The organism is Leucobacter sp. NPDC015123 (assembly GCF_043080205.1).
GTDB lineage: Bacteria > Actinomycetota > Actinomycetes > Actinomycetales > Microbacteriaceae > Leucobacter > Leucobacter aridicollis_A.
Window position 1 is genome coordinate 328,071 of record NZ_JBIBVH010000001.1, and the last position, 18,244, is coordinate 346,314.

Here is an 18,244-nt window from a genome sequence, read left to right on the forward strand (position 1 = left end):
TACGCTCCGGTTTAGCGCTTCGAGTACTGAGGCGCCTTACGGGCCTTCTTGAGTCCAGCCTTCTTGCGCTCCTTGATGCGAGCGTCGCGGCTCAGGAAGCCAGCCTTCTTCAGCGTTGCACGGTTGTGCTCAGCGTCAATCTCGTTGAGGGCGCGTGCGACTGCGAGGCGGAGTGCGCCTGCCTGGCCCGAGGGGCCGCCGCCATCGATGTTGGCGATGAGGTCGTATGCGCCGCCGAGCTCGAGCACGGTGAACGGATCGGTGATGAGCTGCTGGTGCAGCTTGTTCGGGAAGTACTCAGCGAGCTCGCGACCGTTAACGGTCATCTTGCCCTCGCCCGGGATGAGGCGAACGCGTGCGACAGCCTGCTTGCGGCGGCCAACAGCTGCACCGGGAACGGTGAGTGCGGGACGCGGGGTTGCAGCGGTTGCCTGCGACGCGGGGGTCTCAGTGGTGTAGCTCTCAGGGGCCACGGTCTGCTCTTCAGTCACGTTACAGTCTCTCTTCTTGCGTCTCTAGCGCGCTTACTGCGCAACCTGGCCAAAGGTGTAGGGGGTCGGCTGCTGCGCAGCGTGGGGGTGCTCCGGACCCGCGTAAACCTTCAGCTTGCGGAACAGGTCTGCACCGAGCGAGTTCTTCGGGAGCATGCCACGGATGGCCTTCTCGACTGCGCGCTCGGGGTTCTTCGTGAGGAGCTCGGTGTAGCTCACCGAACGGAGGCCGCCCGGGTAGCCCGAGTGGCGGTATGCCTTCTTCTGCGCTGCCTTGTTGCCGGTCAGCACAACCTTGTCCGCGTTGACGATGATGACGTAGTCACCCATGTCCATGTGCGGTGCGAAGGTGGTCTTGTGCTTGCCGCGAAGCAGAGCTGCGGCGTGGGATGCGAGGCGGCCGAGAACCACGTCTGTTGCGTCGATGACGATCCAGTCGTGCTTCTGGTCAGCTGCCTTCGGCGAGTATGTGCGAGTCACTGTCGTGCTGCTTTCTGTCGAAATGGAGGAGTTCTTGAATCCCACTCCGTGCGAGGTCTCGCGGGGCAGTGCCTCGTGAGTTCCTGTGCGGTGGAGGGCTCAACAATTCGGGTGCTTGCGCACCAAGGATCAACTTTAGCACAGATCGCTCAGTCATCGAGCGGGTCGCGGCGTGCTCTGGTCTGCTCTGCCCGCGCGGCAAGCTCGGAGTCTTCGGGGTAGCCGATCTCCTCGAGCGAGAGCCCGTGGGCCGGCATCACAGTAAAGCTGCTCGTGCGCGCTCTCGCGTCGCGCAGCCCGACGAGCTCCCCCGGGGTGAGGCGGCCATGCCCGACAGCGACGACCGAGCCGACGAGCGCTCGCACCATCGAGTGACAGAAGGCATCTGCCTCGATTCGGGCGGCGTATGCGCCGTCATCGGTTTCGCGCCAGTCAAACGCGAGGAGTTCCCGCACGGCAGTCGCGCCCTCGCGCGCTTTGCAAAAGGTGGTGAAGTCCTGAAGCCCGAGGAGGTCTTCAGATACGCGCTGCATGGTGGCGAGGTCGAGTACACGCGGAACGTCGGCGGTAAAGCGGGCGGTAAGTGGGTCGCGGCGGGCGTTCTTCGGCCGAAGGCGGTACTCGTATCTGCGCCGGAGGGCCGAGAAGCGGGCGTCGAATCCTTCCGCTGCTTGGGCGACGCTGTGAATCGCAATGTCGCCCGCGCTGCGCTGCAAGACGCCGTTCAGGCGTCGTGTCATAAGCCGGGCGGCCTCACTGGATGCGGTGCAGGCGGACGCGGGGGCCGCGGCCGCGACCGTGGCCCCCCGCCGCTGGGTCGCACCCCATTTCTCTAGCTGCTCTGGCGTGACATCAAGGTGCGCGACCTGACCGCGAGCGTGTACTCCGGCGTCGGTTCGCCCGCCAACGGTGAGTCGCAGTTGTCCCGCTTCGGCGCGCAAAAGCCGTGCAAGTGCGGCCTCGATCTCGCCTTGCACAGTGCGCAGGCCTGGCTGGGTCGCCCAGCCCGAGAAGTCTGTCCCGTCGTAGGCGATGTCGAGGCGCAGCCGGATCGTTTCCACCCCTCAAGCTTGCCAGATGTCTGGCAGGGCGTTGCGGGGGCGTGACGACTGTAGTCACGCGGCACCGAACTGGGCTCTCTCATCCTTCCGAGGTACCATCTTCGAGTGTCTGTTAGTCCGTTGCGCCCGACTGGAGCTCCCGCGACTGCACGCGGACGCAGGTTCGGCGGGCTTGACGGCCTGCGCGCGATCGCAGTTGGCATGGTGCTTGTGTACCATCTCTTCCCCACCGCGCTGCCTGGCGGTTTCCTTGGCGTTGACGTCTTCTTCGTCATGAGCGGGTTTCTGATCACCTCGCTGTTGCTACGCGAGTTGCAGGGCACCGGCCGCATCGATTTGCTCGCGTTCTGGCGTCGCAGGGCACGGAGATTACTCCCCGCTGTCGCCCTTGTCGTGCTCGTCAGTACGTCGCTCGCGCTCGCAGCGAGCCGTGACCTGCTTGTCGGCGTGGCCCAGCAGATTGCCGGCGCGCTGCTGTTCGTGAGCAACTGGGTGTTCATCGCGAACGGCTCCGATTACTTTGCCAGGGATGCTCCAGAACTCTTCCGCAATTTCTGGTCACTCGCGCTTGAGGAGCAGTTCTACATCGTCTTGCCGCTCATCGCGGTGCTTGTGTTCAAGCTTCGCTCTCGGCTTACCCGGGCGATCCCTCTTGCTCTCCTCGGGGTCGGGTCGGCGTTTCTCATGGCCGCGCTCGCGAATGGGGGCGCTGAGCCCACCCGTGTCTACTTCGGTTCCGACTCTCATAGTTTCGGGCTTTTTCTTGGCGCGGCCATGGCGGTGGTGCTGTCTTCGCGCGAGCAGCAGCGCATCGGGCGGGCAGGGCAGATCGCCTCGGTGAGCGTCGCGGCTGCAGGCTTCGCCGTGCTTGGCTACCTCGCGGTGGCGCTGCAGGAGGCGAGCCCGGAGAGCTTCGCTTGGGGGTTCCAGGCTGCGACTTTCGCAGCGCTCGGCATTGTGTGGGCTGTCACCCGCGAGGGCGCGCTTATCGGCAGGCTCCTTGACGTCGCCCCGCTCCGCTGGGTCGGCGAGCGCTCCTACGGCATCTACCTCTGGCATTGGCCGCTACTGGTGATCGCGACGAGTGTCGCAACGGCTGCCGGGCTCGGAACGACACCGGTTGCGCAGTTCGTCTCACTCGCCCTCACTCTCGTGCTCGCCGCACTCTCCTACCGCTTCGTCGAGCAGCCCGTGCGCCGCGTTGGCCTGCGAGGCGCACTTCTTCGCTGGTTCAGTCCGCGTCGGTACACAACCAGGCAGCGGCGCGTCTCCATCGCGCTTGCCTCAGTGCTCGCGGTGACGTTTCCGCTCACGGGCGTCGCGGTCGCGATCGCACCTGAGCGTACGTCGTCGGCCGACTCGATCCTGCGCGGCCAAGAACAACTCGAGGCCGACAAGGGTGCCGCCGATGGGCAGGGCACTGGCGTCGAACAGGACGGCACTGATGAGCAAGGCGTCGCGTCCCCTCCGTCCGATGAGCCTGCAATTCGCGATCAGGATCAGGCACAGGCATCGCCAGCGATCCAGTTCACTGGCCCCGAGATCACGGCCATCGGCGACTCGGTTATGCTCGCAAGCTATCCCGAGCTCACTGAAGCATTCCCCGGAATCGAGGTTGACGCCGCGGTCTCTCGTGGGCTGTGGGCCGGCGTTGACATCCTTGGCGAGATTGCGGCCCGGGGTGAACTGCGGGACGTCGTCGTCGTTGGGCTCGGGACGAACGGGCCCGTCGAGCCGGAGTCGCTCACTGCGCTCAAGGACGTGATTGGCGCGCGACCCCTCGTGCTCGTCGACGCCCACGCGGATCGCGACTGGATCCCTGAAGTCAACGAGAACCTCAACTCGTTTGCCGCAGCCCACAGAGGGGTTGTCGTCGCCAAGTGGGACACGGGCGTAGCTGGCACCCCGGAGTTCCTCGCTGAGGACGGCATCCATCCGGGGCCCGAGGGCGGCGAGATCTACGCAGCCCAGATCAGGCAGGCGCTCGACGAATTACTCTCCCCTGCCGAAGCTCGCGGTTGGTCGGTGGCCAGGCGCTAACGCGTCTCCGAGATCCTCCCACGGCTCCAACCCTCACGCGGCTCCGCATTCGCTGGAGCCCTGCGGACACGCAGAAACGCCCCGGGCCGAAGCCACGGGGCGTTTCTGCGTCAGACGAGTGGGAGTGATCCCTTACTCGGCCTTCTCCTCGGCGGGAGCCTCGGTCTCAGCGGCCTCCTCGACAACCTCAGTTGCCTCTTCGACAGCCTCGGGTGCTTCCTCGACGACCTCTGCAGCCGGAGCAGCAGCCTTCTTCGTCTTCGGCTTCGGCTGGACGGGCTCGAGAACGAGCTCGATCACTGCGAGGGGAGCGTTGTCGCCCTTGCGGAAACCGGTCTTGACGATGCGAGTGTAGCCACCCTCGCGGTTCTCGACGAGCGGTGCGATCTCGGTGAAGAGCTCGTGCACAACCGACTTGTCGAGGATCTGGCGCATGACGCGACGGCGAGCGTGGAGATCTCCACGCTTAGCGAAGGTCACGAGGCGCTCTGCGATGGGCTGCAGACGCTTCGCCTTGGTCTCGGTGGTCTGGATGCGCTTGTGCTCGAAGAGCTGCGCAGCCATCTGGTTGAGCATGAGGCGCTCGTGAGTGGGTCCGCCTCCGAGGCGGGGGCCCTTGGTGGGCTTAGGCATGGTTGTACTCCTGTAAGTGTTCGATCAGCGTTGAAGCCGGATCGTTAGTTAACGTCGTCCTCGTAGCTGTAGAAGTTGGCTCCGTCAAAACCGGGAACCGCGTCCTTGAGCGAGAGACCCATCTCGGCGAGCTTGTCGCGCACCTCAAAGACGGACTTCTGACCGAAGTTACGAATGTTCATGAGCTGGGCTTCCGAGAGCGCAACGAGTTCGCTCACGGAGTTGATGCCCTCACGCTTGAGGCAGTTGTAGCTGCGAACCGAAAGGTCGAGATCCTCGATCGGAATCGAGAGCTCGCCCTCGGCGACAACCTCAACCGGCGCGGGGCCGATCTCGACGCCCTCAGCGGCAGTGTTCAGCTCGCGTGCAAGCCCGAACAGCTCGACAAGCGTCGAACCTGCTGACGCGATTGCGTCGCGGGGGCTGATAGCTGGCTTCGACTCGACGTCGACCACCAGGCGGTCGAAGTCAGTGCGCTCGCCGGCACGAGTTGCCTCGACACGGTAGGTCACCTTGAGCACGGGCGAGTAGATCGAGTCGACCGGAATACGGCCTACCTCTGCGTCGTCGTTACGGTTCTGCGCTGCAGAAACGTAGCCACGGCCGCGCTCGATGGTGAGCTCAAGCTCGAACTGTGCGTCGTCGCCAAGTGTCGCAATGACGAGCTCGGGGTTGTGCACCTCAACGCCAGCAGGCGCCGAGATGTCAGCGGCGGTAACCTCGCCTGCCCCGGTCTTGCGAAGGTACGCGGTGATCGGCTCGTCGTGCTCGCTCGAAACAACGAGGCCCTTGATGTTCAGGATGATCTCGGTGACGTCTTCAGTGACACCGGGGATCGTCGTGAACTCGTGAGCGACGCCCTCGAAGCGAACGCTTGTCACAGCGGCTCCGGGGATCGAGGAAAGCAGGGTACGACGGAGCGAGTTTCCAAGCGTGTAACCGAAGCCAGGCTCGAGGGGCTCGATGGTGAAGCGCGAGCGGTACTCGGAGATTGAATCTTCGGTCAGAGTGGGGCGCTGTGCAATGAGCACTGTGTTAGTTCCTTTCGCTGGAGTCCGCTATATGACTCTGCGGTAAAGAGGGTGTTGGGAACGTACCGGATCTCGTGTGAGGAGAGCCGGTGTCGCGCCGACCGAGGCCGGCGCGACAGTGAGGCTCAGACGCGGCGACGCTTCGGCGGGCGGCAGCCGTTGTGGGTCTGCGGGGTGACGTCGTTAATTGAGCCAACCTCGAGGCCTGCGGCCTGCAGCGAGCGGATCGCGGTCTCGCGGCCCGATCCGGGGCCCTTCACGAAGACGTCGACCTTCTTCATGCCGTGCTCCTGCGCCTTACGGGCGACGGACTCTGCGGCGAGCTGAGCGGCGAACGGGGTCGACTTACGCGAACCCTTGAAGCCAACTCCACCCGAGGAAGCCCAGGTCAGCACGGCACCAGTGGTGTCCGTGATCGAGATGATCGTGTTGTTGAACGTCGACTTGATGTGGGCGTGGCCCACGGCGATGTTCTTCTTGTCCTTGCGGCGCGGCTTGCGCGCAGCCGACTTAGGTGCAGCCATTGAGAATTCTCCTGAAAGCTATGTGTGATGGTCGGTGTGAACCGGTGTTACTTCTTCTTACCGGCGACGGTGCGCTTCGGGCCCTTGCGGGTACGAGCGTTCGTCTTGGTGCGCTGACCATGCACAGGCATGCCCCGGCGGTGGCGAATACCCTGGTAGCTGCCGATCTCAACCTTGCGGCGGATGTCGGCCTGAACCTCACGGCGGAGGTCACCCTCTACCTTGAAGTTGCCCTCGATGTGGTCGCGGAGCAGAACGAGCTGGTCGTCGCTCAGGTCGCGAACACGGGTGTTCCCGTCGATGCCAGTCGCCTCGAGCGTCTTGAGTGCGCTCGTGCGGCCGACGCCATAGATGTAGGTGAGCGCGATCTCTACGCGCTTTTCGCGCGGGATGTCTACGCCTGCAATACGTGCCATGTCTGGCTCTCCTTGCGGATTAGTGGAGGTGTGGTGCGCATCGTGGGATTAGGCCTCCGACCCAAGGTGTCCCCCCTTGGCGTGAGCCGTGGGGTTCTTCGATGCGCTGTTTCTATTTTGATTTACTTGATCTGCGAGCTGCAGCGGGCTGGTTAGCCCTGGCGCTGCTTGTGACGCGGGTTGCTCTTGCAGATCACCATGACGCGGCCGTGGCGGCGGATCACCTTGCAGTGATCGCAGATGGGCTTAACGCTGGGGTTGACCTTCATTGTTTTTCCTTTAGCGGGTTCGCTGTCCTCGTACTCGCGGGATGCCGCGAGTCGTTACTTTCCGATGGACGTGCGCAGGTCTACTTGTAACGGTAGACGATGCGACCGCGGGTCAGATCGTACGGGGTCAACTCAACAATCACGCGGTCTCCTGGGAGAATGCGGATGTAGTGCTGACGCATTTTGCCCGAGATGTGCGCGAGCACCCTGTGGCCGTTTGTAAGCTCTACCCGGAACTGTGCGTTCGGGAGCGCCTCAGCTACCTGGCCCTCGATCTCGATGACGCCGTCTTTCTTCGCCATAGCCTCACTGTCGCTCGTGTTGATTCACCGGTCTTGCGAATGCTTCCCCCCGGTTTTCGCGATCACGAAAACAGGCACAAAGCACCAACGAGTAATCATATCCCCGATTCCCCCGCATGTCTACCTCTCGATCGTGTGTGCACCCTATCCAGAGACTTACGCTGTCCCTGTCATCGCGCATTGCGGGCGCTGCGGATCAGCATGAGACCGGGAATGACACCGATTCCAGCGATGGCGGCGAGACCAAACGAGATCCGCTCGGCAGCCACAACGAGGTCTCCGTGCGCCCCAGCGGCGAAGATTCCCAGGAGAGCTGAGACGAGAGCGTATGAGATCAGCTGGGTTGTGCTGAGCGCAGCGGCGGCCTTTTCTCCCTCCGCGGCGTCGGCGCTTACGCCCATCGCGCCCACACTGAGGTGTGGAAACACAGCGCCAATCGCGACACCACCGAGCACGAGCGCGAGCGCCCAGGCGAGGATCCTGCCAGGGCTAGATTCAGGCGCCTGCAGCAGACCGAACGCCGCCATTGACACCGCCAGCAAGCTCGGTGCGCCGATCATTGCCGCGCGAGCGAGCCGCGGGCCAAACTTCACGCTCACGAGCTGCATTCCTGTCCAACCGAGCGAGAGCGCGGCTCCGAGGAACCCGGCCCACACCGGCGACAGGCCGCCGAGCTGCTGCCCAAACAGCGGCACGTATGTCTCAATCATGACCCCGGCGCAGAGCGTCGCGACAAGCACGTAGACCCATTTCAGCTGGTTTCCGCGAGCGAACGCAAGCTTTGGGAGCACAGTGTGACGCGCACGCGACTCAACTGCGAGAAAGAGCACGAGCAGAAGCGCGCCGATAGCAATGGCCAGGCTATCGAGCCCCGCGGGGCGGAGCATAGGCGCGACGCTGAGGCTCGCCGCTGCGCCGGCGAGCACGAGGAGCGACGCATAGGGAAGCGGCTCCGGCACACGATCAGTGATAGCACGAGCCGGGAGCGCCCGGATGCTGAGCACGCCGAGCAGGATCGCGACGCCGGCAAGCACTGCGTAGGCTGCCCGCCACGCGCCGAGCTCCCCAAAAACGCCACCCAGGCTCGGCCCGACAAGCGCCCCAACACCCCACATTGCCGAGACGAGGGCCGCGGCCTTCAGCCAGAGAGCGCGTGGCAGCGCCGACCTGATGACTGCGTAGCCGAGCCCGGCAAGCAGCCCACCGCCGACGCCTTGAAGGATGCGGCTCGCAACGAACAGTTCCATTGTGCCGCTCACAGCTGCGGCGGCTGACCCGAGCGCGAAGCCTGAGAATCCGACGAGGTATGCTCCTTTCGCGCCTAGCGCGGCGATGGTGCCCGCGACAAGCGTCGAGGCGATCACCGCGGCGATGAGGAACCCCGTCGCGACCCAGGCGAATAGCGCCTCCCCGCCTATGTCACTGACGATTGAGGGTAGGAGCGCCGCGGTGAAGTAGAGGTTCATGGCGTACAGCACGGTCCCGCCCGCGAGGATCGATGCTTGCACAACGTAGGCTGCTGAGAAGAGGCGGCTATCTCCCCCACCTTCGAATGCGTTGCCCGCGCCTTCGGTCTTGTTCGTTGCATTTTCAGTCACGCGGGTTAGCCTAGAAGTTCAAGTTAACTTGAAGTCAAGGGGCATCATGGAACGCAAGACTCCGACAGACAACCTGACGATCGGCGAGGTCGCCGCCCGAGCCGGAATCGCGACCTCCGCGATCCGTTTCTACGAGCAGGAGGGGCTCATCTCATCCGTGCGCACTGCCGGAAACCAGCGACGCTACCCCCGCCACACGCTGCGCCGGCTCTCGATCATCGGCTACGCGAAGCGTCTAGGGATTCCGCTCACAGAGGTCACCGTCGTGTTTGAGTCACTGCCAGCAGACAGAATGCCAAGCAAGCGCGACTGGACACGGATCTCTGCGCGCTGGTCCGCCCTGCTCGACGAGCGCAGGCGGCGGCTTGAGGCATTGCAGCAGGAGCTTGCGGCATGCATCGGGTGCGGCTGTCTCTCACTCAGCAACTGCAACGCGCTCAACCCCGGCGACGTACTCGCGGAGCAGGGCTCGGGCCCCGTGCGGCTCGAGGAAGTAGCGGAAGGCGGTTCCACCGCGACGGGCTAGCCGCCGAGCATCGCGGCGACAGCCTCGTCCAGCCAACTGGTCGGCTCGCCAGACGCCGCGCGCGCGGCGATCACCCCGTCGGGCCTCACGAAGAGGGCCTCGCCGGGCGCGAGCTGGGCGCGGTTCAGGAGCGCCGCCGAGGCCCACTCCCCCTCCGTTAGCGAGACAACCGCCAGGTCGACGTTCGGTCCGGCAGGGACCGAACTTTTCCATTCGGCCCAACGCTCAGCGCTGCCCGCCACGAGAAGTCGCGTGCGCCCCCATTCGGCGTCGAGCACCGAGCCGCCACCATCGAGTTCCGCGTGTGGCAGCCGTCGTCCCGGCAGCGCAGCGGGCGCATATGGGCCTTCGGGCAGCGCCTGCGCCGGCGCGTAGCCACTCCCTAAGAGCAACTCGTCCTCGATGCCATACGCCCGGCCCGCGTTGCCGAGTGAACGATCAACAACCGCGACCGCGACGGGCCGGCGCTGCGCCGTATAGCTGTCGAGGAGGGAGGCCTCTGCCTCGCCCCGGATCACGGCTATTAGCTGCCACGCAAGTGCCTGAGCGTCAGCGATTCCGACATTCATGCCGTGTCCGCCCGTTGGTGGGGTCTGATGCGCAGAGTCGCCAGCGAGCAGGAGCCGTCCCGCGCGGAATGAGTCAGCAACGCAGGCGTCCATGCGCCAGACCATTGTGTCGGTGACCTCAACTGGGAGGTCCGATATGCCTGCTGCGTCGCGCACGAGCTCCACAAGCCGCGGCAGGTCGTGCCTGAGGGCGTCGGACTCTTCGCCGACCGAAATCGGATACTGATATATCCACTCGGTATCGTTGTCAACCGCGAGAAACCCCCCTTTTCCTCCCGAGATGAAGTAGGAGGTCGCCTCGCGTCCTTGCACAACCTTCCCGAGCGGCGCGCGGAAGCGGACGGAAAGATAGCGGCCGAGATCCTGCTCACCTTGAAGCGCGATACCCGCCCGCTCTCGGACGATACTGCGCGCCCCATCGCACCCGACGACCCAGTCGGCGCGGAGTTCACTGCGCCCAGCGACACCATCGATAGTGACAGTGACACCGCGCTCGTCTTCGGCGAGATCAACAACCCGAGCCCCGAGCATCAGATCGGCACCGGCCTCCCGCACCGCCTCGGCGAGCACCGGTTCGAGGCGGTCTTGCGAGCACAGCGCACCTGGTGAGGGCGTATTCACCGAGGACCCGGTGGGACCCGAGGCCCCTGCAGTCAGCTCTGCTACTGGGTCAATGAGGCTCTTCCCCCGAAAAAAGCGCACGTGCTCGGCTGGGAGCGATGCCGCCCGCACGGCACCCTCGATGCCCAACCCACGGTAGGTCTCCATTGAGCTCGCGGAGACGCCTCGAGCCTTCGGGTGCCGAGACAACCCCGGGTGCGCCTCGACCACAAGCACGTCGACGCCCCGCTGACCGAGCAGCGCCGCGAGCGTCAGGCCAACCGGACCCGCACCAACGATGATGACTTCTCGCCGCGTCGTGTTCTCTTGCAAAGCTACCTCCGTAACGCCTAACTTCAGATTAGACGTTACACTAGGTGCATGCAGCCTCGCCAGACCCAACGCCAAGACCCCGCACGTCCCCTGGGCCTCCGCTTCGTCGTTGACGCCATCAACGCCCCCAAGCCTTCATCCTCCTGGAGCGCGCTGACCGAGGCCCACGGCGACCCGCTACTCAGCGAACTCGCAACCCAGCAAGAGCACGTTCACGCGGCGGTGCACGCGCTGCGAAGCATCTTTGCGATCCAGGATCCAGGCCAGGCCGCAGCCAAACTCAACCAACTCCTCGCTGAGTGCTCGACGCAACCAGAACTGGCCGAACTTCCTGACGGCCGATGGGCGCTTCGGCCAAGCCTCACCGACACATCCACGGCTGCCACAGCCCTCACTCGCGTCGGGGCCTTTGTGCTCGCGACCTGGCTCTCGGAGCGTGGCCGATGCGCCTGGGGCCTGTGCGAGGCCACTGGATGCGATCGGGCGTTCATCGACGAGGGACGACGCGCGGCGCAGCGATTCTGCAGCACGACGTGCGCCACCCGAACCAGAGTTGCTCTCCATCGCAAATCGGGAGCGGTCGCCGACGCCGGCGACACCACCGCCACGGAGTGAGCGCGGACACACTGACGACTCCCTCTGCAGGCGGACTGCGCCCAAGCCACTCTGCATGGCTCCATCGACCCTACAGGGCGATTTCTATCGGAACTGCTACGATCGTTGCAGGACAGATAGTTGGGAGCTCGAATGAATGCGACCGGTGAAAGCGCCGAGGCGACAACGCTCAAGATGACGACAGGCACGAAGGCACTCATCTGGGCGGTGCGCGGCGCGGCAGGCGTCGCCCTTGGCCTCGCACTCCCCTGGATCCTTCAGCACGCTGCCTCGTGGCCAATCCCTTACATCAACGCGCTTCAGGCGCTCGGCTCAATCGATTCCCCGTTCATGGTGGCCGGCAGGCCCGCCGTCCTCGGCGTCATTGGCCTCGCCTTTGCGTTCTACATCACCCACGAGGCAGCCCAACTTGTCATCACCAACCAGTCAATTCAGGTGACTGAGGGTGACGACACAAGAGTCATCGAGCGCAGGAACGTTGGGGGCGTCTACGCGAAAGGCGGCAAGGTGCGGATCGAGTCCCGCGAAGGCCGGATCCTGTTTCACGACGATGTCGAGGGCGGCAAGGCGGCAATCGCCGCGGCGTTCACCCGCCACGGCTACCCCTGGGAGTCAATCGACCGCGGCTCGCGGGTGGCTGCGCAGTGATTTCAAGCGTAAGCGCCACTGCGCCGAGCCCCTCGCCCACTGTCGCGTCTCCCACTGTCGCGTCTCCCACCGTCACAGTATCCGCGCGCACGCTCATCGACGGCTCCTTTAGCGCAGCGGGTGAAGCGCAGCTTGCAGCGGTCTACGATGTCGGCCTCGCGCTCGGCATCGCCGAGCAGACCGTGCGGCTCGCGCTGCGCCGCATGCAGGCCGCCGGCGAGCTCACGCAGATAGGCCGCGGCCGCGCCGGCCGCATCGAACGCACCCCCGACGCGCGTGCACGGACGCGTCGGGAACGGGCGCTCGTCGACTTCGCATTCGCGCAGGACGCGGGAAGCGTCGTCTGGGACGAAAAATGGCGCCTGTACGCCTTCTCCATCCCCGAACGTTCACGCGCGGAACGCGATGCACTCCGAAACGCACTGGTCTGGCTCGGCGCCGCACCGATCGGTGCTGGAATGTATGCCAGCCCACACGAGCTCGGAGATGAGCTCGCGGCAACGCTCTCGCCAACCACAATCGAAAGATGGCTCGTTCGGGCAACCTCGACCGACCTCACCCTTCCTGGATTTAGCACCCACCAAGACATCGCGGAGGGCCTGTGGCCCGCCGAGACGACGATAGCCGCTTATGCACCACTGGCCGCCGTACTCGCGTCGCCAGCGAACGGCAGCCTCGATGAGATCGCCGCAAGCGCGCGAGCGCTGCAGCTCGCAGAGGGGCTTGATCAGGCACTCGCAGTGGATCCGCTCCTGCCCGGTGAGCTTCGCCAAGCCGATTGGGAGCCGAAGCGCCTTCGCGGTGCGTTCATGGCGGAGTGGGAAACGCTCGAGCAGGCGTGGCCCACGCTCCCGATGTTCAGCTAGCTAAGTCCCCCAATACAGCAGAGCGCCGCTACCCGTTGGTAGCGGCGCTCTGCTGTAGAGACCTGCGTGAACTAGGCGATCGGCGCGGGCGTGATCCCGAACTGGGCGAGACCAGCGGCGCCACCGTCATCAGCCGTCAGGACCCAGATTCCGCCCTCATGCACGGCAACAGAGTGCTCCCACTGGGCACTCATAGCACCGTCAGCAATCGACACTGTCCAGTCATCGTCCTGAACAACAGTGTCGATCGTGCCAGCCGAAATAATCGGCTCGATGGCGACAACAAGACCAGGCTTTACCTCGGGGCCCCGCTTCGGCACCGCAACGTTGAACACCGGCGGGTCCTCGTGCATGCTCCGGCCAATTCCGTGACCAATGTAATCTTCAAGCACGCCGAAGTCACTGTGCTTACGAACGTAGCGCTCAACCGCATCGCCGACCTCGTTCAGGTGCGTCGCACGCGCGAGACGCGCGATCCCCTGCCACATGGCCTGCTCGGTCACATGCGAGAGCTTTTCGTTCGCTTCGGTGAGCTCAGGCCTCGACGGGTCCGGAATCACGGCAGTGAATGCGGCGTCGCTGTGCCAGCCCCCGATAACGGCGCCCACGTCGAGCGACACAATGTCGCCCGGAGCAAGCGGCCTGTCAGTCGGAATTGCATGGACAACGTCGGCATTCACGTTCGCACAGATCGTGTGCCTGTAGCCAGGCTCGAGCATGAAGTTCGGCTCGCCACCCCTCGCGCGAATCGCGTCCTCCGCGATCGCGTCAAGCTCGAGCGTGGTGATCCCCGGCTTCACCGCAGCTCGCATCGCAGCGAGCGCGTCAACAGCAGCCAAACCCGGCTCAATCATGAGCCGGAGCTGCGCCGGCGACTTATAGATCGAACGGCGGAGGAACCCGCGACGCGACATTCCTAGCGGCCCAACCTCTCGCTGAGGGCGACGGCAATGCGCTCGGCGACCTCGTCGATGCCCCCAAGCCCGTCAACGCTCACAAGAATGCCGCGCTCAGTGAAGAGCTCGATAAGCGGAGCAGTCTGCTGCGCGTACACATCCTGGCGGTGGCGGATGACCTCTTCAGTGTCGTCTGCACGACCCTCGATCTCGGCGCGCTTCAAGAGACGCGCGACGACCTCGTCAGTATCGGCTTCAAGGAGCACAACCGCGTCAAGCGCGTCGCCCTCAAGCATCCCGTCAAGAGCCTCAACCTGCTCAACATTTCTCGGGTAGCCATCGAGCAGGAATCCGCCTACAGCGTCCTCCTGCTGGAGGCGATCCTGAACGATCTCGTTCGTCAGCGAGTCTGGAACGAGCTCGCCCGACTCAATGATCGCCTGCACACGCTGACCGAGCTCCGTGCCGCCCTTGATGTTCGCGCGAAAAATGTCTCCAGTGGAGATCGCGGGAACGCCATACGATTCGGCGATCTTCGAAGCCTGGGTGCCTTTGCCCGCGCCAGGAGGGCCAATGATGAGAAGTCGAGTTACTGTCACTTGAGAAGTCCTTCGTAGTGGCGCTGCTGGAGCTGAGCGTCAATCTGCTTGACGGTCTCGAGACCCACGCCAACGATAATGAGGATCGACGCGCCACCGAACGGGAAGTTCTGGTTTGCGCCGAAGAACGAAAGCGCCACGAGCGGAAGCAGCGCAATGATGCCGAGGTAGAGCGAGCCAGCGCTGGTGATGCGCGTAAGCACGTAGTTCAGGTACTCAGCCGTCGGGCGGCCCGCACGAATGCCGGGGATAAAGCCCGAGTACTTCTTCATGTTGTCCGCGACCTCTTCAGGATTGAAGGTGATCTGGACGTAGAAGAACGTAAACCCAATGACGAGCAGGAAGAACACGAGCATGTACAGCGGCTGATCGCCGTACACGAGGTTGTTCTGGACCCACACGATCCACGCGGCGGGCTCCTCGCCCGCCTTCGGCTGATTGAACTGAGCAATCAGCATCGGGAGATACAGGATCGCCGAGGCGAAGATGACTGGGATCACGCCAGCCATATTCACCTTGATCGGAATGTACGTGCTGGAACCGCCGTAGGTGCGACGTCCAACAACGCGCTTCGCGTACTGCACCGGGATACGGCGCTGGGACTGCTCGACGAACACGACAGCGCCAATGACCAGCATGCCGACGAGAATGACAAAGAAGAAGACCTCCCAGCCACGCTGCTCCTTGATGACCCAGAGGGCGCCCGGGAAGCTCGCAGCGATCGAGGTGAAGATGAGAAGCGACATGCCATTGCCGACGCCACGCTCGGTGATGAGCTCACCGAACCACATAATGAGGCCGGTACCGGCGGTCATCGTGATGATCATGATGAGGATCGCCCACCACTCCTGCGCGACAAGGTTCTGGCAGGCCTGGTTCACAGCCGAGCCGAAGAGCTGGCCTGAACGCGCGACGGTGATGAGCGTCGTCGACTGCAGCACTGCGAGCGCGATCGTCAGGTAACGGGTGTACTGCGTGAGCTTCGCCTGGCCAGCCTGGCCCTCCTTGTGGAGGGTCTCGAAGTGCGGGATAACCACGCGCAGAAGCTGGGTGATGATCGACGCAGTAATGTACGGCATGATGCCGAGCGCGAAGATCGAAAGCTGCAGGAGTGCGCCGCCGCTAAAGAGGTTGACCATGTCGTAGAGACCGGCGGTGCCGTCACCCTTGTTCGAGGCAAGGCAGGCCTGGACGTTGTTGAAGTCAACAAACGGCGTAGGGATAAACGAACCGAGCCGGAACAGTGCGACGATTCCGAGCGTAAAAACGATCTTCCGACGGAGGTCGGGTGTACGGAAGATCCGTCCAATGGCGCTGAACAAAACTTAGCCTCCTGGATAGTTCGCGGGCCTTTGCCTGCGAGGAGCAACTAGACCAGCCTACACGTGCGGTGCGTGCTGGTGAACGAAAAGGGGGTGTTGGGGAGCCAAACGGGCTCCCCAACACCCCCTTATTCACTCGAGTAAAACTCGAATGTTACTTCACTTCACCGCCAGCGGCGACAATCTTCTCGGCTGCAGAGCCGGAGACCTTGTCGACCTGAACGGAGAGCTTGACCTTCAGGTCACCGTTGCCCAGCACCTTGACGGGCTGGTTCTTGCGCACGGCACCCTTTGCAACGAGATCCTCGATCGTGACCTCGCCACCGTTCGGGTACAGCTCCTCGAGCTTGGCGACGTTCACAACCTGGTACTCGGTGCGGAACGGGTTCTTGAACCCGCGCAGCTTCGGGGTACGCATGTGCAGTGGCATCTGGCCACCCTCGAAGCCTGCCTTGACCTGGTAGCGCGCCTTGGTGCCCTTGGTACCGCGACCAGCGGTCTTACCCTTGGACGCCTCGCCACGACCAACGCGGGTCTTAGCAGTCTTCGAACCAGCAGCCGGGCGAAGGTGGTGTGCCTTCAGCACGGCGCCGCGCTCTTCGTTGTTCTCGCTCATTCGTCGATCTCCTCAACCTGGACCAGGTGAGCAACCGCACGCACGTAACCGCGGTTCGCCTGGGTGTCCTCGCGAACGACCGTCTGGCCGATCTTGCGGAGACCGAGGCTGCGGAGCGTGTCGCGCTGGTTCTGCTTCTCACTGATCACGGACTTCGTCTGCGTAATCTTCAGGCTCTTAGCCATTACGCACCTGCCTTTGCCTTAGCGGCAGCGTCGGCCGCAGCCTTCGCCTCAGCACGCACGAGGCGGGCCGGAGCGACGCGGTCGAAGTCGAGACCACGACGAGCTGCAACGGAGCGGGGCTCCTCGAGCTGACGCAGCGCCTCAACGGTCGCATGCACGATGTTCAGGGTGTTCGACGAACCGAGCGACTTGCTCAGCACGTCGTGGATTCCAGCGCACTCGAGTACGGCGCGAACCGGGCCACCGGCGATAACACCGGTACCAGCTGCTGCCGGACGGAGGAGAACGACGCCAGCAGCGGCCTCGCCCTGCACCGGGTGCGGGATCGTGCTGCCGACGCGCGGCACGCGGAAGAAGTTCTTCTTCGCCTCTTCAACGCCCTTCGAGATTGCGAGGGGAACTTCCTTCGCCTTCCCGTAGCCGACGCCGACGGTGCCGTTGCCATCGCCTACCACGACAAGCGCGGTGAAGCTGAAGCGACGGCCGCCCTTGACGACCTTCGACACGCGGTTGATGGTTACGACGCGCTCGAGGAACTGGCTCTCGGCGCGCTCGCCACGGCCACCACGCTCGCCACGGGTGCCGCGGTCGCGGCTTCCGCGACGCTGCTCACGGGGCTCGTTGCGGTGATCGCTGTTCTGCGCCTCAGCGGCCGGAGCCTCTGTCTGAGCCTCAGCAGTCACTTCCTGCTCCTTCGTTTCGTTGCTCACAGTGTCAGACCTCCCTCGCGAGCGCCCTCGGCGATCGCAGCGACACGGCCTGCGTACTTGCTACCGCCACGGTCGAAGACAACAGCCTCGACGCCAGCAGCCTTTGCACGCTCTGCGACGAGCTCGCCGACCTTGCGGGCCTTAGCGGTCTTGTCGCCGTCGAATGCACGGAGATCTGCTTCCATCGTCGACGCCGAAGCCACGGTGTGGCCCTTGGAGTCGTCAATGATCTGCACGAATACGTGGCGCGACGAGCGGGTCACCGAGAGACGGGGACGCAGTTCGGTGCCGACAATCTTCTTGCGCAGGCGGGCGTGGCGGCGAACGCGCGCAGCCGAACGACCCTTTGCACGGGTGATGTTAGCGGCCATGGTTACTTACCAGCCTTTCCAGCCTTGCGACGAACAACCTCGTCAGCGTAACGAATGCCCTTGCCCTTGTAGGGCTCCGGCTTCTTCAGCTTGCGAATGTTCGCTGCGGCCTCACCGACTGCCTGCTTGGAGATGCCGCTGACGGTGATCTTGTTGGCGCCCTCAACGACGAGCGTGATGCCCTCAGGAGCGGTGAACGACACAGGGTGCGAGAAGCCGAGTGCGAGCTCGAGGTCCGCACCCTTCTGCTGCACGCGGTAGCCGGTGCCAACAACCTCGAGCTGCTTTGCGTAGCCCTCAGTCACACCAATGATGTTGTTGTTGATGAGCGTACGGCTCAGGCCGTGCAGCGCTCGGGACTCGCGCTCGTCGTTGGGACGAGTGACCAGGATCTGGCCGTCCTCAACTGCGACGCGAATGGGCTCTGCAACGGTGAGCGACAGCTCACCCTTCGAACCCTTGACCGTGACCTGCTGGCCATCGATCTTGACATCTACACCGCCGGGGATGGCGATGGGAAGCTTTCCAATACGTGACATGACG

General features: G+C 64.0%; 24 protein-coding genes. 5 read left to right on the plus strand and 19 right to left on the minus strand.

Going from position 1 to position 18,244, the window contains the following annotated elements:
• Positions 1 to 11: 11 nt before the first annotated feature.
• The 3 genes from rpsI to ACF07D_RS01425 form a co-directional block, all read right to left on the minus strand.
• Entirely contained in the window at positions 12 to 491 is a 480-nt protein-coding gene (gene rpsI, locus ACF07D_RS01415) for a 30S ribosomal protein S9 (RefSeq protein WP_119281499.1), read from the minus strand.
• 33 nt (positions 492 to 524) lie between these two features.
• On the minus strand, positions 525 to 971 hold the full coding sequence (gene rplM / locus ACF07D_RS01420; RefSeq protein ID WP_119281588.1) for a 50S ribosomal protein L13: 447 nt from the start codon (positions 969 to 971) through the stop codon (positions 525 to 527).
• A gap of 149 nt (positions 972 to 1,120) precedes the next feature.
• Positions 1,121 to 2,032 (minus strand): tRNA pseudouridine synthase A, encoded by a 912-nt coding sequence (locus ACF07D_RS01425; protein WP_391503625.1) that lies wholly within the window; start codon positions 2,030 to 2,032, stop codon positions 1,121 to 1,123.
• A gap of 105 nt (positions 2,033 to 2,137) precedes the next feature.
• On the opposite strand from ACF07D_RS01425, the gene ACF07D_RS01430 reads away from it, so the two are divergent.
• Positions 2,138 to 4,072, plus strand: coding sequence for an acyltransferase family protein (locus tag ACF07D_RS01430; RefSeq protein ID WP_391503626.1), 1,935 nt, complete (start codon positions 2,138 to 2,140; stop codon positions 4,070 to 4,072).
• 132 nt (positions 4,073 to 4,204) lie between these two features.
• Here the strand turns inward: ACF07D_RS01430 and rplQ are convergent, their stop codons facing one another.
• The 7 genes from rplQ to ACF07D_RS01465 all read right to left on the minus strand — a co-directional run bounded on the left by rplQ (position 4,205) and on the right by ACF07D_RS01465 (position 8,845).
• The gene (gene rplQ, locus ACF07D_RS01435; protein WP_255809361.1) at positions 4,205 to 4,705 is read right to left on the minus strand and encodes a 50S ribosomal protein L17; all 501 of its coding nucleotides are present in this window, start codon (positions 4,703 to 4,705) and stop codon (positions 4,205 to 4,207) included.
• Between the two features lie 44 nt (positions 4,706 to 4,749).
• The gene (locus ACF07D_RS01440; RefSeq protein ID WP_042544392.1) at positions 4,750 to 5,736 is read right to left on the minus strand and encodes a DNA-directed RNA polymerase subunit alpha; all 987 of its coding nucleotides are present in this window, start codon (positions 5,734 to 5,736) and stop codon (positions 4,750 to 4,752) included.
• Positions 5,737 to 5,861: 125 nt separating this feature from the next.
• Positions 5,862 to 6,260, minus strand: coding sequence for a 30S ribosomal protein S11 (gene rpsK / locus ACF07D_RS01445; protein ID WP_042544393.1), 399 nt, complete (start codon positions 6,258 to 6,260; stop codon positions 5,862 to 5,864).
• A 47-nt stretch (positions 6,261 to 6,307) separates the two neighbouring features.
• The gene (rpsM, locus tag ACF07D_RS01450) at positions 6,308 to 6,676 is read right to left on the minus strand and encodes a 30S ribosomal protein S13 (RefSeq protein WP_119281502.1); all 369 of its coding nucleotides are present in this window, start codon (positions 6,674 to 6,676) and stop codon (positions 6,308 to 6,310) included.
• Positions 6,677 to 6,828: 152 nt separating this feature from the next.
• A complete protein-coding gene (rpmJ, locus tag ACF07D_RS01455) occupies positions 6,829 to 6,945 on the minus strand; it encodes a 50S ribosomal protein L36 (protein ID WP_005050492.1) in 117 nt (38 codons plus the stop codon).
• Positions 6,946 to 7,025: 80 nt separating this feature from the next.
• Positions 7,026 to 7,247, minus strand: coding sequence for a translation initiation factor IF-1 (gene infA / locus ACF07D_RS01460; RefSeq protein ID WP_119281503.1), 222 nt, complete (start codon positions 7,245 to 7,247; stop codon positions 7,026 to 7,028).
• A gap of 170 nt (positions 7,248 to 7,417) precedes the next feature.
• Complete coding sequence (locus tag ACF07D_RS01465) at positions 7,418 to 8,845, minus strand: MFS transporter (RefSeq protein ID WP_391503627.1); 1,428 nt, start codon at positions 8,843 to 8,845, stop codon at positions 7,418 to 7,420.
• Between the two features lie 46 nt (positions 8,846 to 8,891).
• Here ACF07D_RS01465 and soxR point away from each other — a divergent pair, with 46 nt between their 5' ends.
• Entirely contained in the window at positions 8,892 to 9,371 is a 480-nt protein-coding gene (gene soxR, locus ACF07D_RS01470) for a redox-sensitive transcriptional activator SoxR (RefSeq protein WP_391503628.1), read from the plus strand.
• On the opposite strand, the gene ACF07D_RS01475 is transcribed toward soxR, so the two are convergent.
• Positions 9,368 to 10,873, minus strand: a complete 1,506-nt coding sequence (locus tag ACF07D_RS01475) for an FAD-dependent monooxygenase (protein ID WP_391503629.1) — start codon at positions 10,871 to 10,873, stop codon at positions 9,368 to 9,370. The genes soxR and ACF07D_RS01475 overlap by 4 nt on opposite strands.
• 48 nt (positions 10,874 to 10,921) lie before the next feature.
• Here ACF07D_RS01475 and ACF07D_RS01480 point away from each other — a divergent pair, with 48 nt between their 5' ends.
• From ACF07D_RS01480 to ACF07D_RS01490, 3 genes are all read left to right on the plus strand, one after another.
• The gene (locus ACF07D_RS01480) at positions 10,922 to 11,488 is read left to right on the plus strand and encodes a CGNR zinc finger domain-containing protein (protein ID WP_391503630.1); all 567 of its coding nucleotides are present in this window, start codon (positions 10,922 to 10,924) and stop codon (positions 11,486 to 11,488) included.
• Positions 11,489 to 11,620: 132 nt separating this feature from the next.
• Entirely contained in the window at positions 11,621 to 12,136 is a 516-nt protein-coding gene (locus ACF07D_RS01485; protein WP_391503631.1) for a hypothetical protein, read from the plus strand.
• Entirely contained in the window at positions 12,133 to 13,002 is an 870-nt protein-coding gene (locus ACF07D_RS01490; RefSeq protein WP_391503632.1) for a PaaX family transcriptional regulator, read from the plus strand. Before ACF07D_RS01485 ends, ACF07D_RS01490 begins: the two co-directional genes overlap by 4 nt.
• A gap of 71 nt (positions 13,003 to 13,073) precedes the next feature.
• On the opposite strand, the gene map is transcribed toward ACF07D_RS01490, so the two are convergent.
• The 8 genes from map to rplF form a co-directional block, all read right to left on the minus strand.
• Positions 13,074 to 13,916 (minus strand): type I methionyl aminopeptidase, encoded by an 843-nt coding sequence (map, locus tag ACF07D_RS01495; RefSeq protein WP_119281509.1) that lies wholly within the window; start codon positions 13,914 to 13,916, stop codon positions 13,074 to 13,076.
• A gap of 2 nt (positions 13,917 to 13,918) precedes the next feature.
• Entirely contained in the window at positions 13,919 to 14,497 is a 579-nt protein-coding gene (locus tag ACF07D_RS01500; RefSeq protein WP_119281510.1) for an adenylate kinase, read from the minus strand.
• Entirely contained in the window at positions 14,494 to 15,819 is a 1,326-nt protein-coding gene (gene secY / locus ACF07D_RS01505; protein ID WP_119281511.1) for a preprotein translocase subunit SecY, read from the minus strand. The genes ACF07D_RS01500 and secY overlap by 4 nt, the downstream gene beginning before the upstream one ends.
• Positions 15,820 to 15,973: 154 nt before the next feature.
• Positions 15,974 to 16,435: a 50S ribosomal protein L15 gene (gene rplO, locus ACF07D_RS01510; RefSeq protein WP_119281512.1), complete on the minus strand. Its 462-nt coding sequence runs from the start codon at positions 16,433 to 16,435 to the stop codon at positions 15,974 to 15,976.
• Positions 16,432 to 16,620, minus strand: coding sequence for a 50S ribosomal protein L30 (rpmD, locus tag ACF07D_RS01515; RefSeq protein WP_119281513.1), 189 nt, complete (start codon positions 16,618 to 16,620; stop codon positions 16,432 to 16,434). The genes rplO and rpmD overlap by 4 nt, the downstream gene beginning before the upstream one ends.
• A complete protein-coding gene (rpsE, locus tag ACF07D_RS01520; protein WP_119281514.1) occupies positions 16,620 to 17,330 on the minus strand; it encodes a 30S ribosomal protein S5 in 711 nt (236 codons plus the stop codon). Before rpsE ends, rpmD begins: the two co-directional genes overlap by 1 nt.
• Positions 17,327 to 17,701, minus strand: coding sequence for a 50S ribosomal protein L18 (gene rplR / locus ACF07D_RS01525; protein ID WP_119281515.1), 375 nt, complete (start codon positions 17,699 to 17,701; stop codon positions 17,327 to 17,329). Before rplR ends, rpsE begins: the two co-directional genes overlap by 4 nt.
• Before the next feature lie 2 nt (positions 17,702 to 17,703).
• On the minus strand, positions 17,704 to 18,240 hold the full coding sequence (gene rplF, locus ACF07D_RS01530) for a 50S ribosomal protein L6 (protein ID WP_119281516.1): 537 nt from the start codon (positions 18,238 to 18,240) through the stop codon (positions 17,704 to 17,706).
• Positions 18,241 to 18,244: the final 4 nt, after the last annotated feature.

Bases quoted from the DNA above. Each gene is read 5' to 3' on its own strand.
- ACF07D_RS01485 (WP_391503631.1), top strand. From the start codon at position 11,621: ATGAATGCGACCGGTGAAAGCGCCGAGGCGACAACGCTCAAGATGACG.
- rpmJ (WP_005050492.1), bottom strand. From the start codon at position 6,945: ATGAAGGTCAACCCCAGCGTTAAGCCCATCTGCGATCACTGCAAGGTG.
- rpsM (WP_119281502.1), bottom strand. From the start codon at position 6,676: ATGGCACGTATTGCAGGCGTAGACATCCCGCGCGAAAAGCGCGTAGAG.
- rplQ (WP_255809361.1), bottom strand. From the start codon at position 4,705: ATGCCTAAGCCCACCAAGGGCCCCCGCCTCGGAGGCGGACCCACTCAC.
- map (WP_119281509.1), bottom strand. From the start codon at position 13,916: ATGTCGCGTCGCGGGTTCCTCCGCCGTTCGATCTATAAGTCGCCGGCG.
- soxR (WP_391503628.1), top strand. From the start codon at position 8,892: ATGGAACGCAAGACTCCGACAGACAACCTGACGATCGGCGAGGTCGCC.
- rplR (WP_119281515.1), bottom strand. From the start codon at position 17,701: ATGGCCGCTAACATCACCCGTGCAAAGGGTCGTTCGGCTGCGCGCGTT.
- rplF (WP_119281516.1), bottom strand. From the start codon at position 18,240: ATGTCACGTATTGGAAAGCTTCCCATCGCCATCCCCGGCGGTGTAGAT.
- infA (WP_119281503.1), bottom strand. From the start codon at position 7,247: ATGGCGAAGAAAGACGGCGTCATCGAGATCGAGGGCCAGGTAGCTGAG.
- rplO (WP_119281512.1), bottom strand. From the start codon at position 16,435: ATGAGCGAGAACAACGAAGAGCGCGGCGCCGTGCTGAAGGCACACCAC.
- rpmD (WP_119281513.1), bottom strand. From the start codon at position 16,620: ATGGCTAAGAGCCTGAAGATTACGCAGACGAAGTCCGTGATCAGTGAG.
- rpsK (WP_042544393.1), bottom strand. From the start codon at position 6,260: ATGGCTGCACCTAAGTCGGCTGCGCGCAAGCCGCGCCGCAAGGACAAG.
- ACF07D_RS01480 (WP_391503630.1), top strand. From the start codon at position 10,922: ATGCAGCCTCGCCAGACCCAACGCCAAGACCCCGCACGTCCCCTGGGC.